This window comes from Acrocarpospora sp. B8E8 (genome assembly GCF_039871605.1).
In the GTDB taxonomy this organism is placed as follows: Bacteria; Actinomycetota; Actinomycetes; order Streptosporangiales; family Streptosporangiaceae; genus Acrocarpospora; species Acrocarpospora macrocephala.
Map to the genome: position 1 here is coordinate 26,749 of NZ_JBDPLV010000088.1, position 16,159 is coordinate 42,907.

Sequence of the window (16,159 nt, forward strand, 5' to 3'; positions counted from 1 at the left end):
CAGCAGGCGGTTCGCTCCATCCTGAGCGAACGTCTCGTCTCTTCAAGGCGAGGATTGCCAAGCATGGGCTGCCAGACGTACGGCCGCACGATCTCCAACACACCTGGGCGATGCTCGCTCTCAAGGCGGGCATGCCCGTGAAGGTCGTTCACGAACGGCTCGGAAATGCCAATTTGTCGATCACGTAGAAGATCTACGCACGTCATCAAGGGCATGCAGGCGGAGGCCGCCGGAACCGTGTCCGCTCTCTTCGCCTGACGTCGATCAGGCTGCGTTGCAGCCCCGACCTGAAGAAAGCCCCGCTGAGCAGGGCTTTTCATGGTGTCCGAGGGGGGACTTGAACCCCCATGCCCATCACTGGGCACTAGCACCTCAAGCTAGCGCGTCTGCCTATTCCGCCACCCGGACGTGGTGCCTGCACGCGGGACCGTCATCCCGCGTCGGCTGTTAAAGGCTAGCACTCGCGGGCCTGTGGTTCATCCCGCTATCCGATCGGCCAGGATGGGAGGCGCAAGCCGTACCGACTCTGGAGGAAACAGGATGGCCGGCCTTGGTGAGGATGAAGTTGCAGGCCTGTGCGGCGATCTGATCCGGATCGATACGCGCAACGCGGGGGACAACGCGGGGCCGGGTGAGCGGGTCGCCGCGGAGTATGTGGCGGAGAAACTCGCTGAAGTAGGGATCGAGGCGCGGATTCTGGAGAGCGATCGGGGGCGGGCCAATGTGGTGGCCCGGATCGCGGGGGAGGATTCGACGCGGGACGCGCTGGTGCTGCATGGGCATCTGGACGTGGTGCCCTTCGATCCGGGCGACTGGCGGGTGCATCCGCTGAGCGGAGAGATCGTCGACGGGTGCGTGTGGGGGCGCGGGGCCGTCGATATGAAGGACATGGACGCCATGATCCTGGCGGTCGTCCGGAAGCGGCTCAGCGAGAAGCGGCGCCCGCCGCGGGATGTCGTGCTCGTGTTCACCGCCGACGAGGAGGCGGGCGGGCGTTACGGCGCGCAGTGGCTGGTCGAGAAGCACGCGGACGTCTTCGAGGGATGCACCGAGGCGATCGGCGAGGTCGGCGGGTTCAGCGTGACCGTCGGGGAGCGGCAGCGGGTCTATCTCATCGAGGCGGCCGAGAAGGGCATCGCCTGGATGAAGCTGACCGCTACCGGGCGCGCGGGGCATGGATCCATGCTGAACAGCGAGAACGCGGTCACCGAGCTGGCCGAGGCGATCGGGCGGCTGGGCCGCTACGAATGGCCGGTACGGCTCACGCCCACGGTCCAGGCCTTCTTCCGCGAAGCGTTCGACATCGAGATCAAGGCCGACGACGCGGAGCAGGCCGTCGCCAAGTTGGGACCGCTGGCCCGGATGGTCGGGGCGACGCTGCGGAACACCGCCAATCCGACCATGCTCGACGCCGGATACAAGGCGAACGTGATCCCGCAGACGGCGACTGGGCATGTGGACGGGCGGTTCCTGCCGGGGTTCGAGGAGGAGTTCTTCGCCACCATCGACGAGCTGCTCGGGCCGAATGTGACCCGGGAGCACGTGTATCACGATGTCGCGGTCGAGACGGCCTTCGAGGGGCGGCTGGTCACGGCCATGTCGGAGGCGCTGCGGGCGGAGGATCCGTGGGCGAAGGCGGTGCCGTACACGCTGTCGGGGGGGACGGATCTGAAGGCGTTCAGCCGGCTGGGGCTGCGCGGGTTCGGGTTCGCGCCGCTGAGGTTGCCGCCGGAGTTGGACTTCTCGGGGATGTTCCATGGCATTGACGAGAGAGTTCCGGTGGATTCGCTCAAGTTTGGGGTCCGAGTTCTTGACCGGTTCCTCGATTACTGCTGAGAAAGCCGTTGCGTTGACGGTGGGTGGTGCTAACGTAACGCTCCGTTGAGGGGTTGATCCGCATCGGGCGGCTCGACGGAGTTCGGGAGGTCGCGTGGCACGCACGCAGGGGGTTCAGCAGGGGGCTGTTTCGCCCTCCGCTGGCCTGTGCGTGCCCGCGGCCGACCGCCGTCCTGCCCGGGACGATCGGATGGCGCGGTTCGCGGCCGACTCCCGGCTTGCTCGTCTGCTGGTCATCGGCGGTCTGATCGCCGTCGGATGGCTGGTCGGCGTGATCTTCGGTGTCTTCGGCACGGCTTCGGCCGTGGCCGAGACGGCGCCCTCAGCTGTCGTCTCCGAGCCGGTGTCGCACACCGGCGGTTTCCCCACGGGCGGCGGCATCCACGCCTCGGTCAACGCCGAGGCGATGGCGGGTCGGAACGTCGACGGGCTGACCAGCCAGTCCACGCCCGTCCTGCCCGCTCCGTCCACCGCTGACCACACCCCGGGGAACGGTCTGATTCCCCAGAGCAGCGGTGGCTTGATCCTGTTCGGGGATGTCGCGAGGTCCTTCGCCGACCCGCGGCTCACGCACTCGCCCGCCCCACTGGCGGCGCTCGTGCCCCCTGTCGTCCGCACTGCGGCGGACGACCCTTCCTTCTCTCCTGACTGACCCCGCCTCCATACCGGTCCCTCGTCCAGAGCGACCGGTGGCGGAGCGTGCCCTTCGACTATCTCCGTCGAGCCGCTCCGATGCGGGTGACGCGGAAATCACACCACCCTCGCGACGTTCCATGCCTCCGGCCTGGGACATCTCTCGCGAGCTGTCAGGTAACCCCCAAGAAGAACCACTAGGAGCATTCATCATGCGAACGTGGGCGAAGGGCTCAGCCCCCGCCGCGCTGCTCGCGGCCGGCGTCATGGCCCTCGGCAGCGGTACGGCTATCGCCGACACCTCCGGCACCAACTCCGTCGGTGGCGGCAACCAGGTCAACCTGCCCATCTCCCTGCCGATCGACATCAGCGGAAACGCGGTCGGCGTGGCGGGCGACGCGACCGCCGGGTCCAAGGGCGGCGCGTCCGTCGAGAACACCACTAAGGGCATTCCCGGCAAGACCTCCGGTAACGGCAGCGTGCTCGGCGGCAACCAGGTGAACGCGCCGATCAGCGCGCCGGTCAACGCCTGCGGCAACGCGGTGTCGCTGTTCGGTGGTTCCGACGCGGGCTGCCTGGGCGGCTCGTCGGTCAAGAACTCCGGCCAGGGCGGCGCCGGTGGCAACACCACCAACGGCGACCACAGCCTGCTCGGCGGCAACCAGATCACGGCGCCGATCAGCGCGCCCGTCAACGCCTGCGGCAACGCCATCGCGATCTTCGGGGACGCCGTCGCCGGGTGCAAGGGCGGCTCGTCGGTCAAGAACACCGGGGTCGGCCCGGGCGGCAACACCACCTCGGGGCGGTCCTCCGCGCTCGGCGGCAACCAGATCATCGCGCCGATCAGCGGCCCGATCAACATCTGCGGGAACACCGTCGCGATCTTCGGTGAGGCGTTCTCGGGCTGCAAGGGCGGCTCGTCGGTGACCAACACCGGCAAGCCCGGCAAGCCTCGACCGCGCTACCACACCGCCGCGGGCTCGACCGGGAACGACACCGACGGGCGGTTCGGGGCCGGCAGCGGCAACCAGGTGATCGCGCCGGTCAGCCTGCCCATCAACCTGTGCGGCAACTCCGTCGGCGGCGCCATCTCGGGCTGCAAGGGCGGCACCGACGTGCAGAACACCGTGCCGGGCACGGCCGCCGGTGGCAACCGTACCGACGGGAAGTCCGGGGTGCTGGCTGGGAACCAGGTGGTCGCGCCGATCACCGCGCCCATCAACATCTGCGGCAACGCCGTGGCCATCGCGGGGGAGGCCTTCGCGGGCTGCGTCGGGGGCTCGTCGGTGAAGAACGGTGGCAAGGGCGCCGGGGGCAACACCACGTCGGGGCGCTCGGGCGTGCTGGCGGGCAATCAGGTCGTGGCGCCGATCACGGCTCCGATCAACGCCTGCGGTAACGCGGTGGCCGCGCTGGGCGCCTCCGAGGCGCACTGCAAGGGCGGGGTCTCCGCCGATGGCGGGCCTGGCGGCGGTGGCAACCGTACCGACGGGAAGTCCGGGGTGCTGGCCGGGAACCAGGTAGTGGCGCCGATCACGGCGCCGATCAATGCCTGCGGCAACGCGGTCGCGGTCCTGGGTGACGCCGCCGCGGGTTGCCTGGGCGGCTCGCGGGTCGGCCCGGCCGCGGTGGCCCAGTCGGCCGTGGACGACGGTTACGCGTACTGGACCAAGAGCTGGGGCAAGGTCAACGCCGCCCAGGCGAGCGGCATGCTGCCCGGTCTGCCCTCGGTCCCGGCCCTGGCGGGGGTCAAGGATGTGGGCAACTTCACGCAGAAGATGAGCGCCGCGGGCCTGCCCGCGCTGCCGGTCGTGGGTGACCTGCCGGGCATGCTCGGCCTGCCCGCGCTGCCTGGCCTGCCTGGTCTGCCCGGCTCGCCCGCCGCTCCCGCGGCCCCGTCTCGTACGGCTGCCGCCGCCAGCCCGTTGAGCGATCTGGCCGGTTCGCTGCCGGTGGCGAGCTCGCTCGGCCAGGCGGCCGGTGCGCTGCCGGTCGGTGGCCTCGGCCTGATGAGCGCCGCCCAGCCGGTCGGCGTGACCGGGATGAACGCGGGCTCGCTGGCAGCCCTGCTGCTCGGCGCGATGTTCGCGGCCTCGGCGACGCTCTTCGCCTCCACCCGTCGCTTTCGTCCCGGCCGGAGGTAACAAGGCCGTCGGTCGAAGGTAACGGTTTTCTCACCCTTATCCGGGTGACCACAGACGCTCCCCGCATCCAGCGGATGGGAGCAGAGAAGCTTTGCCCGTTCCGGGGGCGCGGCCCGGGACGGGCAAAGCCTTTTTCACGCGGAACTGGCGTGACTTGGGACGATCACATGGTTCGGGCGACACGTATGATCTTTCGCCGTAGGCGTACGCGCCGGCTTCCGTCGGGATACAGTCGCAGCCGGTCCAGTTCCCAATGCCCGTACTCCGCATGCTCGGTCAGTACCTGGCGAGCGGTTTCGCGTGATGTTCCGCGCGGCAAGTACAGATCCATGTAGGAGTACTCCTGCATCTGCGATTAGTCTCCCGTTGGGACGGTGGAACCTCTTGGGCTCTATTCTGCGTCCTCGTGGAGAGACGGGTCCAGGCGGTGACCGATCCGGGTAGCCCGTGGGGGTAGGACTACCGGAGACGGGTTACCGTCGAAACGGAGTCGGCAGAGCCACGACTCCGGTAAGTACGGGGATACGACAGCGAACAGCGAGGTAGGTAGCAGCGTGCCAGCCAACAACGGCAACGCCGGCGGAACCCGCCTGGTGATCGTCGAGTCGCCCGCGAAGGCGAAGACGATCGCTGGGTACCTCGGGCGCGGCTACATCGTGGAATCCAGCATCGGTCACATCCGTGACCTGCCAGGCAAGGCCGACGACATCCCGGAAAAGTACAGGGGAGAGTCGTGGGCCAAACTCGGCGTGAACGTAGACCACGATTTCGAGCCGCTGTACGTCGTGAATCCGGACAAGAGGTCCCAGGTAACGAAGCTCCGGGCGCTCCTCAAGGACGCCGACGAGCTCTACCTCGCGACGGACGAGGACCGCGAGGGCGAGGCCATCGCGTGGCACCTGCGCGAGGTGCTCAAGCCCAAGGTCCCGGTGCACCGCATGGTGTTCCACGAGATCACGCCGCAGGCGATCCAGGACGCGGTCTCCAACCCGCGCGACCTGGACCTGCGGCTTGTCGACGCCCAGGAAACCCGGCGAATTCTCGACCGTTTGTACGGATACGAGGTCAGCCCGGTCCTGTGGAAGAAGGTCAAGCCCCGGCTGTCGGCCGGGCGAGTGCAGTCGGTCGCGACCCGGCTCGTGGTCGAGCGGGAACGCGACAGGATGGCGTTCACGTCGGCGGCCTACTGGGATCTGGCCGCCGTTTTCGACACCGGCCGCGAGGCCGACGACCCGAGCCGGTTCGGCGCGACGTTGACCGGCGTGGCCGGTAAGCGGGTCGCGCAGGGGCGTGACTTCGCCTCCACCGGGCAGCTGAAGAACGGCGATGTGCTGCATCTGGACGAAGCGGCGGCGACCTCGCTGGCGGGGCGGCTGGCCGGGGCGTCGTACGCGGTGCGGTCGGTTGAGCGCAAGCCGTACACGCGGAAGCCGTACGCGCCGTTCCGGACGACCACATTGCAGCAGGAGGCCAGCCGGAAGCTGGGTTTCTCCGCGAAGTACACGATGCAGGTGGCGCAGAAGCTGTACGAGAACGGCTTCATCACCTACATGCGAACCGACAGCATCACGCTGTCGGAGACCGCGGTGGCGGCGGCGCGGAGCCAGGCGGTCAAGTTGTACGGCTCGGCGTATGTGCCGGACAAGCCGCGGGTCTACACGAGCAAGGTCAAGAGCGCTCAGGAGGCGCACGAGGCGATCCGGCCATCCGGGGAGGAATTCCGCACGCCCGGCGAGACCGGGCTCTCTGGGGACATGTTCCGGCTGTACGAGCTGATCTGGCAGCGGACCGTGGCCTCGCAGATGAAGGACGCGGTGGGCGAGTCGGTGTCGGTGAAGGTCCTCGCCGATCGGGAGGAGGCCGAGTTCAGCGCCACCGGGCGGACGATCACGTTCCACGGGTTCCTCAAGGCGTACGTGGAGGGGGCCGATGATCCGTCCACGGATCGGGACGACTCCGAGAAGCGGCTGCCGAACCTGGCCGAAGGGGACGCGCTGACCGCGCTGGAGCTCAACGTGGCCGGTCACGCGACCAAGCCGCCGGCGCGATACACCGAGGCGTCGCTGGTCAAGGAGCTGGAAGATCGGGAGATCGGGCGGCCCTCGACGTATGCGTCGATCATCGGAACGATCCTGGATCGCGGGTATGTGTTCAAGAAGGGCACGGCGCTGGTGCCGTCGTTCCTGGCGTTCGCGGTGAACAACCTGCTTGAGCAGCATTTCGGGAATCTGGTCGACTACGACTTCACGGCCGAGATGGAGAAGGTGCTCGACGACATCGCCAATGATCGGGCGGAGCGGGTGCCGGAGTTGCGGCGCTTCTACTTCGGCGAGGGCGAAGGGGACGAGGGCCTCAAGGAGATGGTCAGCGATCTTGGCGACATCGACGCCAAGGAGATCAGCTCGTTCCCGATCCGGGGGAGTGACATCGTGATCCGAGTGGGGCGGTTCGGGCCCTATCTGGATCGGGATGGGGCTCGGGTCAATGTGCCGGAGGACATGACGCCGGACGAGCTCACGGCGGAGAAGGCCGAGGAGTTGTTCGCGCGGCCGAGCACTACGCGTGAGCTGGGCAAGGATCCGGAGACCGGGTTTGTGATCCAGGCGCGGGACGGGAAGTACGGGCCTTATGTCACGGAGGTGCTGCCGGAGCCGGTGCCTGCCGCGGATGGGGCCAAGAAGCGGACGAAGAAGGCGGATGTCCCCAAGCCGCGGATCAGTTCGTTGTTCAAGTCGATGGATCTGCAGGAGATCACGCTTGAGGACGCGCTGATGTTGCTGACGATTCCCCGGGTGGTTGGGGAGATCGATGGCGAAGAGGTCGTGGCGTATAACGGGCAGTTCGGGCCGTACATCAAGAAGGGGACTGATTCTCGGTCGTTGGCGGCTGAGGAGGAGCTGCTGACGGTGACGATCGAGCAGGCCAAGGCGTTGTTCGCGCAGCCGAAGCCGCGGGGGCGTGGGCGGGCTGCGGCGCCGCCGTTGCGGGAGTTGGGGGATGATCCCAACTCGAACAAGCCGGTTGTGGTGAAGGACGGGCGGTTCGGGCCGTACGTGACGGATGGGGTTACCAACGCGTCCCTGCGTAAGGGGGACACGGTGGAGGAGATCACGATCGCGCGGGCGGCTGAGTTGCTGGCGGAGCGGCGGGCGCGGGAACCTGCGCCCAAGCCGAAGCGGGCCACGCGGGCGCGGCCGGCGGCGACGAAGAAGTAGTTTTTGCTGGGTGGTTCTGGGCTCGTGGCCGTTGCTGGCTGCGGGCCCTGACCTTTGGGTTTTCCAGAGTTTCGGAATCCGCTCCAAGATCGAGATCATCGCGTGTGCCTGAACCCCTTTTCCCTGGTTGATATTGGCTGATATTTCGGGCTAAGGGGTTGGGGGTCCGGGGGTCTTTGTGGGTTCTCGTGTGGTTGATGGCTTTTGTGGGTTGGGGTTGCCTGGTGGTTAGGGTGGCGTTGACCTGCGGATAAGTGGGGGAGATTCTGTCGGAGGCGGTGTCTAGGGTCGTCGGGTAGGAACAACGTGTCCCCCTATTCGACTCGTGGAGCCGGGCATGACCTTGAACGATCTGCGCCAAACGATCAAAGGCCGCGTGGTGCTGCGTGGCGATGAATGTTTTGACGAGGCCAGGAAGCCGTGGAACCGGGCGATCGATCAGTGGGTGCTGGCGGTGGTGGAGGCCTACGACGCCGATGACGTGGCCACTCTGGTGACGTATGCGCGGCAGGAGCGGTTGACCGTCGCCGCGCAGCGGGCCGGGCATCGGCCCAGCGGGGACGTGGACGGTGTGATCCTGCTGCGGACCGATCGGTTGAACGATGTGGCGGTCGATCCTGTGACGCGTACGGCTCGGGTCGGCGCGGGGGCGACCTGGGGTCAGGTTCTGGCGGCAGCCAGCCCGCATGGGCTGACCGGTTTGGTCTGCAGCTCTGCCACGGTCGGTGTGCTCGGCGCTGTTCTGAGCGGGGATGTCGGCTGGTTCGGCCGCAAGTACGGCTTCGCCGCGAACACCGTTCGGGCCTTCGACGCCGTGGACGCCGACGGGCTCCCGGTCAGGGTGACGCCGGAAGCCGATCCTGATCTGTTCTGGGCGCTGCGCGGGGGCGGCGGTGACTTCGCCGTCGTCACCGCGATGGAGTTCGACCTCTCGCCCGCTCCGAAGTTGTACGGCGGGCGGATGCTCTGGGCGGCTGATCGGGCTTCTTATGTTCTGGATGCCTATCGTGAGGTCACCGCGACGGCTCCCGAGGACCTGGCGGTTTGGTTCAATCTGTTCCAGCCGCCCGATGCCGCGCCCTCGGTGGCTGTCGATGTGACGTTTCTGGGCGAAGCTGGTGAGGCGCAGAGATTGCTGAGTCGCCTCGAAGCGGTTGAGGGGGTGATCTCGGATAATCGTGGCGTCATGCCGGTCGAGGAGTTGGGCGGCATTTGCGCCGAACCCATAGATCCGAGCCCCGGGCTGTGGCGCAGCGAACTTCTCACCGTCTTGGACGACACGGTGGCCCAGCTTCTGCTTGCCAATGCCAAGTCCATGGAGCCGCTGACCGGTCTGCAACTCCGCCAACTCGGTGGAGCTGTAGCTGTGGATCGGCCTGACGGCGGGGTGGTTCCGCCCTTGATCGAGCCCTTCCTGCTCTCCATGTTTGGAGTTCCGTCGGATCCCGAGGCCAGGATCGCCGTCGAGGCCAAGATGGCGGAGATGGCGGATGCTTTTGATGGGTATGTCAGCGGGCCCAAGCCGTATATGTGCTTGGCTCCTGGCGAGGATGCGTCCAAGGCTTTTCCGGAAGCTACGCTGCTCCGGCTGCGCGAGCTGAAGCGTAGCCGCGATCCGCATAACGTCTTTCGCGGCAATTTCCCGATCTTGCGATAGCAGGGGAGTGGCCCACGGTCTGTGGGGCCGGCGGCTCGTGGCCCTTGTTGGAGGGTGCCCCGGGGGCGGGGCGGAAGCCTCTGAGCGGGCCATGCCCTGAAGCGGTCCCTCGCCCTCGGTTCACTCACACCCCCCGGAGCGCCCCGGGAACAATCCCGGAGTGGCCCACGGCCCCGAAGGGCGGAGCCCATGGTTCCGGGGGGAGGGGCGGTAGCCCCGGTAAGAAATGAAGGGTGGGATGGGTGGGAGTTTCACGGCAATCAATTGGCAGCGCGGAGACTGGGTGCGCAGTGTGAGACCTGGGGCCGTAGCGGGTGGGGCCCGGTCATGAGTGGAGTTCGAGTAGAGAGATTTCTGGAGGGGCGCCTACGCGGACTGGAGGGCCCCAGAAGCCGGCGCCGCGGGTGACGTAGATCTGGGTTCCGTCGACTATGTCGAGGCCTTGGACGACTGGTTGTTGTAGGGGGACGATGAGGTTGAAGGGGGCCATCTGGCCGCCGTGGGTGTGGCCGGAGAGTTGTAGGTCGACGCCGTAGCTTGCGGCGTCGTGGACTTGGACTGGCTGGTGGGAGAGGAGCACGACCGGGCGTGTGGTGTCTCGTCCGGTGAGGGCGTTGGCCATGTTGGGGCCATCGTCCATGGTTGTGCCGTTGATGTCATTCACGCCGGCCAGGTCGAGGGCGGCACCTGCGTGGGCGATCTCTACGCGTTCGTTGCGCAATGAGCGCACTCCGAGCGTGTTGAGTTCGTCGATCCACTCCTTTGGTCCGTTGGCGGTGTAGTACTCGTGGTTTCCAGTGACGAAATATGACCCATAGCGTGATTCGAGGTTCCGCAGGGGACGGGCCAGCGGGCCCAGTTCGGCGACCGTTCCGTCCACCAGGTCGCCAACGATCGCGACGATGTCGGCCTCCAGGCCGTTGATCATTCGGACGATTCGCTCGGTGTGGTTGATGCCGGTGAGCGGGCCGAGATGGATATCGCTCACGACGGCGATGCGGAAACCGTTCATCCGCGGATCCAGCCGGGCCAGCCGGACAGGGACTCGCTCGATGATGGGATCGCCCAAGGCGGTGCGCATGCCGTACCCGACCGTGGCGATCGCCCCCACGCCCGCGACGGCGGCAGCCGTACGAGAAAGGAACAGGCGTCGGTCGAGTTGGGGCAGGACAGGGCTCTCGTCAGGCGCGATCTCGACGGGCGGCGCGCCGCCGGCGGGCACCGGAACCGGGAGCGCCTGGCTCGGCTTGTGCTCGCGGCGCCTGAGGGCGATCAGTGTGATCGCCCTGGGAATCTCCAGCACGATCAGGATGACCGCCAGGTAGAACATGATCGCCAACCAGAGGTACCCAGGCCAGGCGAGCGCGTGTCCCGTCTCCGAGGGGAAGATCCTGGTGCCGATCAAGGCCGCAACCAGCAGTCCGGCGAGCACGACCAGCGTCCATGTCAGGATCCGCCGGTTCCGCCCAGGAGCCGTCGTCCCCCGGATCAGCCGCCGCCACAAGTAGTAGTGGATCCCAAAGATCGCAACCAGAACGAAAGCGAGAAATCCCACGACCTGCCCCACTCCGACCTCCGCCGCCCCGGGCGGGCCGGCCGCCATGTCCCCCCGCAATGCTACGAGCCACCCGGCGACCCAGCCGCAGCCTCTCAGCTGCCCCTCAGGATCCCCCGTCACCCCGCCAGCCGGCCGGTGCGCCATCACGAACGGCCCGGCCTGCTTGTGGACATCAACCGAGCGTCCGATCTTGCCGGAGCATGGACCGTGGGCGACCGCGGCGGTCCGCGTCTTCGGCGGCATCGTCACCGACGCCCGCAAGGTGATCATTGGCGCGCTGCTGGGCTTCCTGCTCGGCTGGATCGGGTTCGGCCGAGGCGATCGTGTTTTCAATGTCGTTGAATCATGACGCTAGATTTGCTGCCAAATTTCAACACAGCTGTAACATTGACGTCTTTCGGGGCGCGTAAGCCACGTGATAGGACTTCATCTGTACTGAAGTCGGTACAATCACACCGCATACAGATCGGTGATCAACATGGACCAAGCCCCGTCGGCAACTTTGGCCATCGGCATCGAACAGCGACTCTCGGCCCCCAGGACCGGGCTGTTCGGCCTTCAGCACCTGCTCGCCCTCACCGGAATCTGGATCTTCCCGGTGCTCATCGGTCAGTCCCTGCAGCTGTCGCAGGTGCAGGTGAGCTACATCGTCCAGGGTTGTTTCCTGATGACGGGGATCATCACCGTCCTCCAGTCGAGCCGCCTGCTGAAGCTGCCCATCGTCCAAGGCCCCACCGCCGGGTTCTTCGTGGCCCTCAGCGCGGCCGGCGCCACCTTCGGGCTCGGCACCGCCTTCGGGTCCATGATGGTGGCCGGGCTGATCTGCATGGCGCTCAGCATCCCGATCAAGCAGTTCGGGCTGTTCGGTCACATCTCCAAGCTCTCCTCCTCGCCCATCGTCTTCGGCACGCTGTTCGTCATCATCGGCGCGCAACTGGCCAGCATCGGCGTGAGCGGCTGGTTCGGGGTGTCGGGCACCCCCGGATACGGGGCGCCCAACTTCTGGGTCAGCGTCGTCACCGTCATCACGGTGCTCGGCTGCCTGATCTTCGGGGGCAACTCGGTGGTACGGCGCGCGGCGATCGTCTGGGGCATCGCCGCCGGAACCCTGGTCGCGGCGGTCGCCGGCCTGTGGACCCCGTCCGGCGCCGGGTCCGTTCCGCTCGTTCACGCCCCGACCTGGCTGCCCTTCGGGTTCGGCGTCGAATGGTCGGTCGTCGTTGTGATGATGCTCGCCTTCTTCCAGGCCGGCGCCGAGTCCGCCGGGATGTACAGCCTGGTCGGTAGCTGGGGTGGGCAGCGGGTCGGGCTGAGCCGTACCAACCGGGGCCTGTTCACGGAGTTCTTCGGTACGACGGTGGGCTCGCTCTTCGGCGGGATCGGCACCACGTCCTACCCGGAGAACGCCGGGATCGTCCGGGTCACCGGCGTGGGCAGCCGCTTCGTGACGGCCGCGGCGGGGGGTGCGGCCATCGTGCTGGCGTTCATCCCGGGCATCAGCCTGTTCATCGCCGGGCTGCCCTCGCCCGTCCTGTCGGCCGCGTCCACGATCCTTTTCGGGATCATCGCGATGAGCGGCGTGCAGTTGCTCTCCACCGTCGAATGGGATGACCTGAACCTGGCCGTCGCGGCGCCGGCGTTCATCATCGCCCTGGGGCTCCAGTTCCTGCCCGCCAGTATCATGGCCGGGATCTCCCCGAGCGTCGCCGCCATCGTCGGCAGCCCGATGATGCTCGGGATCATCATGCTGGTAGTCCTCCACCTGATCGTTAACGTCGGCATCCGGCCGATGCTCGAGCGCGGGAGGCCCGCGGACGCCGTGCCGCTCGCGGTCACCGCGCCGGCCGGTCAGCCCTCGTCACACGTCTGAAGGCGCACACCATGCCCCATCACTACGTCTACGAAGAACGCAGGCCGCTGCCGGACGACGGCCGCTACCACGACTTCGTCGTACCGGACAGGACCGCTGTCGTCTCCATCGACATGCACCAAGGGCACCTCTCGGACTCGCCGCTGTGCCCCTGCCCCGCTCCCAGGGGGCGCGACATCGTCGCGGGGATCGACGCCTTCCACCGGGAGGCGAGGGCGGCCGGCATCCCGATCATCCACGTACGGTCGGAGCTTCGCTCCTCCGGTGTCGACGACGTACGGGGCATCCCGAGCGCCTGGCGTACGACGTTCCCCGAGTTTGTCGGCGACATCCCGAACGCGGCGGAGCACGCGCTCGCCGGCAGCCCGTGGACCGCGTTCGCCACCGAGATCGACCCACGGGACGAGATCGTCACCGGCAAGAAGCGCCTGTCCGCCTTCTACCCCACCGACCTGGACTTCCTGCTCCGGCAGATGGGCGTCACGGCCGTGGCGCTCGACGGCATCATGGCCGACTGCTGCGTGCTCAACACCGCCTTCGACGCCTCCAACCTCGGCTACCGCGTCATCGTGGCCCGCGATCTCGTCCGCGGCACGGACGAGCGGCTCGAACGGGCCGCCCTGAGCATGATGTCGCTGCACATGGCCCTGGTCATGGACGCGGACGACATCCTCGGCGCCTGGGGCGCCACCACCGACCGGCTACCTCCAGGGCCCGAGAATCCGAGTTCGGTCAGGCGAGATCGATCACGGTGAGGTGGGGTCGGTTGATTGGGGTTGGGGTCTATCTGGTGGGTGTGAGCAGCCGGAACGGGTGTGGCGGGCTGGGGGATTGATCGAGGTCAGGGGCTGGCTGGCTGAGGTGAGCAGGGGGAATGGAGGGGCGGAGGGGCTAGAAAAGGGGATGACGATCGCGTTGACCTGACTGCGCCAGACAGCTGTGACGTAATACCCTCAGGCGATGAGCAGGCGGGGCAAATCCGGCCCGCTCACACCCCCCAAGCCCAGCGAACACCTGGATACGCTGACATCATGAGCTCCCCTGGCCGGGCGGTCCCTCGCCGCAAGCCGCCGCATGTGCTGGCGAACGCGCCTTTCCGCAGGTTGTGGACGGCGATGTCGGTCTGCAGCCTCGGTGACTGGCTCAACATCATCGCGCTCACGGCCCTCGCCGGTAACCTCACGCAGGACGACGGTTACCAGACGCAGAGCCTGGCCATCGGCGGTGTCTTCATCGCCAAGATGCTGCCCGCGATCCTGCTCGGCCCGGTGGCCGGAGCCTTCGCCGACCGGTTCGACCGGCGCCTCACCATGGTCCTGGCGGACGTCTCCCGGTTCGCCGTCGTGCTGTCGATTCCGCTGGTCGGCAGCTACCAGTGGATCGTGATCGCGACATTCCTGGTCGAATGCGTGAACCTGTTCTGGGTTCCGGCCAAGGACGCGACCGTCCCCAATCTGGTGCCCAAGGATCGGCTGGAGGAGGCCAACCAGCTGAACCTGCTCGTCACGTACGGCACCGCGCCGCTGGCCGCCGCGCTGTTCGCGCTCCTGTCGGTGACGGTGAACGTGATCGCCTCGTTGGCGCCGTCGTTCAGCGGGCAGCCTACGGATCTGGCGTTGGGGATCAACGCGCTGGCGTACCTGGTGTCGGCTGGGTTGATTTTCACGTTACGTGACATTCCGAAGGGGCATGTCGGGACTGCGGCGCCGTCGGTGCTCCGGCAGATCGTGGAGGGATGGCGGTTCGTGGGTGCGAACCGTACCGTCCGGGGATTGATCATTGGGATGTTGGGGGCGTTCGCCGCGGGCGGGGCCGTGGTGGGGGTCGCCAAGACGTACGTGGAGGTGCTTGGGGGAGGCGACGCCGCGTATGGAACCGTGTTCGGGGCCGTCTTCGTCGGGATGGCGCTGGGCATGTTCTTCGGGTTGCGGCTGCTGAGGGAGCTGTCGCGGCGGCGGTTGTTCGGGTTGTCGATCATTCTCGCGGGCGCCGTGCTGGTGGCGATCGCGCTTGTCCACAACCTGGTGATCGTGGTCATGCTCACGGTGGTGCTGGGAGCGTGCGCGGGGATCGCCTGGATCATCGGGTACACGATGATCGGGCTCGAAGTCGAAGATCAGTTGCGGGGGCGGACGTTCTCGTTCCTGCAGTCGCTGGCCCGCGTGGTGCTGCTCCTGGTGGTCGCGTTCGGGTCCACGCTGGCGGGGCTGTTCGGCAGCCATCCGTTCGCGATCGGCGGGATGAGTTACCGTTTCGACGGGTCCAACCTGGTGATGCTCATCGGGGCGCTGGTCGCGGTGATCGTGGGCGTGCTCGCGCTCCGGCACATGGACGACCGGCGTGGCATTCCGATCAGCGTCGATCTGCTGGCCGCGTTGCGTGGTGAGAAGTTCGTTCCCGATGAGGACGAGCAGGCGCGTGGCATGTTCATCGCGTTCGAGGGCGGGGAGGGTTCGGGCAAGACCACACAATCCCGGCTGCTCGCCATCTGGCTGCGGGACCAGGGCTTCGATGTCGTCCAGACGCGCGAGCCCGGTTCGACCAAGATTGGCATGCGGCTGCGGGCGATCCTGCTCGACTCCACCCATCAAGGGCTTTCCGCCCGCGCGGAAACCCTGCTGTACGCGGCCGACCGGGCCGAACACGTGGAAAAGGTCATCCGCCCGGCTTTGTACCGGAATTCGATGGTCGTCTGTGATCGATATGTGGATTCGTCCCTCGCGTACCAGGGCGCCGGGCGCTCCCTCGACACCGAGGACGTGGCCAAGGTCAACGCCTGGGCCACCGGCGGCTTGGTGCCCGACCTGACCGTCCTCATCGACGTCCCACCCTCGGTGGGCCTGCGCCGCTTCGCTTCCCCTGCGGACCGCATCGAATCCGAACCAATGGACTTCCACGAACGAGTCCGCCGCGAATTCCGCTCCCTCGCCACAGCCGAGCCCGACCGCTATTTCGTCGTCGACGGCACCCTCGCTCAGACCGACGTCACCCGCTTGATCCAGGACAAGGTCCGAGAAATCCTTCCTGATCCTGTCCCACTTGAGGCAGAGGCCAACACGGGGACCATGCCGGCCATCCGGGATTAGGCAAGTCCCGGCAGAGAGCGCGCGAAGCCAGGCGGAGCGTGTGGAGCGTGTGGGCTGTTCTGGAGGGCGAAGCCCCCTAGAGCCGTCAGTTCCGGGCGAAGCCCCGGAGAGCGGGCGGGCCCGGGCGGAGCCCGGGGAAACAATAAAGGGTGGGTGGGTG

General features: G+C 67.2%; 11 protein-coding genes and 1 tRNA gene. 9 read left to right on the forward strand and 3 right to left on the reverse strand.

Annotated features, from left to right (window positions below; genetic code table 11):
- Positions 1–319: 319 nt before the first annotated feature.
- Positions 320–408, reverse strand: a tRNA-Leu gene (locus ABGB08_RS47410).
- A 132-nt stretch (positions 409–540) separates the two neighbouring features.
- Here ABGB08_RS47410 and ABGB08_RS47415 point away from each other — a divergent pair.
- From ABGB08_RS47415 to ABGB08_RS47425, 3 genes are all read left to right on the forward strand, one after another.
- Complete coding sequence (locus ABGB08_RS47415) at positions 541–1,836, forward strand: M20/M25/M40 family metallo-hydrolase (RefSeq protein ID WP_155356513.1); 1,296 nt, start codon at positions 541–543, stop codon at positions 1,834–1,836.
- 94 nt (positions 1,837–1,930) lie between these two features.
- Positions 1,931–2,488: a hypothetical protein gene (locus tag ABGB08_RS47420; RefSeq protein WP_347604776.1), complete on the forward strand. Its 558-nt coding sequence runs from the start codon at positions 1,931–1,933 to the stop codon at positions 2,486–2,488.
- A gap of 193 nt (positions 2,489–2,681) precedes the next feature.
- Complete coding sequence (locus ABGB08_RS47425; RefSeq protein WP_347604779.1) at positions 2,682–4,613, forward strand: chaplin family protein; 1,932 nt, start codon at positions 2,682–2,684, stop codon at positions 4,611–4,613.
- A gap of 163 nt (positions 4,614–4,776) precedes the next feature.
- Here the strand turns inward: ABGB08_RS47425 and ABGB08_RS47430 are convergent, their stop codons facing one another.
- Positions 4,777–4,962, reverse strand: a complete 186-nt coding sequence (locus ABGB08_RS47430) for a DUF5703 family protein (protein WP_155348430.1) — start codon at positions 4,960–4,962, stop codon at positions 4,777–4,779.
- Between the two features lie 205 nt (positions 4,963–5,167).
- On the opposite strand from ABGB08_RS47430, the gene topA reads away from it, so the two are divergent.
- Both topA and ABGB08_RS47440 read left to right on the forward strand, forming a co-directional pair.
- Entirely contained in the window at positions 5,168–7,828 is a 2,661-nt protein-coding gene (gene topA, locus ABGB08_RS47435) for a type I DNA topoisomerase (protein ID WP_347604784.1), read from the forward strand.
- A gap of 337 nt (positions 7,829–8,165) precedes the next feature.
- The gene (locus ABGB08_RS47440; RefSeq protein ID WP_347604787.1) at positions 8,166–9,485 is read left to right on the forward strand and encodes an FAD-binding oxidoreductase; all 1,320 of its coding nucleotides are present in this window, start codon (positions 8,166–8,168) and stop codon (positions 9,483–9,485) included.
- A gap of 325 nt (positions 9,486–9,810) precedes the next feature.
- On the opposite strand, the gene ABGB08_RS47445 is transcribed toward ABGB08_RS47440, so the two are convergent.
- Complete coding sequence (locus ABGB08_RS47445; protein WP_347604790.1) at positions 9,811–11,040, reverse strand: metallophosphoesterase; 1,230 nt, start codon at positions 11,038–11,040, stop codon at positions 9,811–9,813.
- Between the two features lie 193 nt (positions 11,041–11,233).
- On the opposite strand from ABGB08_RS47445, the gene ABGB08_RS47450 reads away from it, so the two are divergent.
- From ABGB08_RS47450 to tmk, 4 genes are all read left to right on the forward strand, one after another.
- Positions 11,234–11,392 (forward strand): hypothetical protein, encoded by a 159-nt coding sequence (locus ABGB08_RS47450; RefSeq protein WP_347604793.1) that lies wholly within the window; start codon positions 11,234–11,236, stop codon positions 11,390–11,392.
- 129 nt (positions 11,393–11,521) lie between these two features.
- The gene (locus ABGB08_RS47455) at positions 11,522–12,913 is read left to right on the forward strand and encodes a solute carrier family 23 protein (RefSeq protein ID WP_347604796.1); all 1,392 of its coding nucleotides are present in this window, start codon (positions 11,522–11,524) and stop codon (positions 12,911–12,913) included.
- Positions 12,914–12,924: 11 nt separating this feature from the next.
- Positions 12,925–13,668 carry an isochorismatase family cysteine hydrolase gene (locus ABGB08_RS47460; protein WP_347604799.1) on the forward strand — a complete coding sequence of 248 codons (744 nt, stop codon included), beginning with the start codon at positions 12,925–12,927 and terminating at the stop codon, positions 13,666–13,668.
- Positions 13,669–13,944: 276 nt separating this feature from the next.
- Entirely contained in the window at positions 13,945–15,999 is a 2,055-nt protein-coding gene (gene tmk / locus ABGB08_RS47465; RefSeq protein ID WP_347604802.1) for a dTMP kinase, read from the forward strand.
- Positions 16,000–16,159 lie beyond the last annotated feature (160 nt).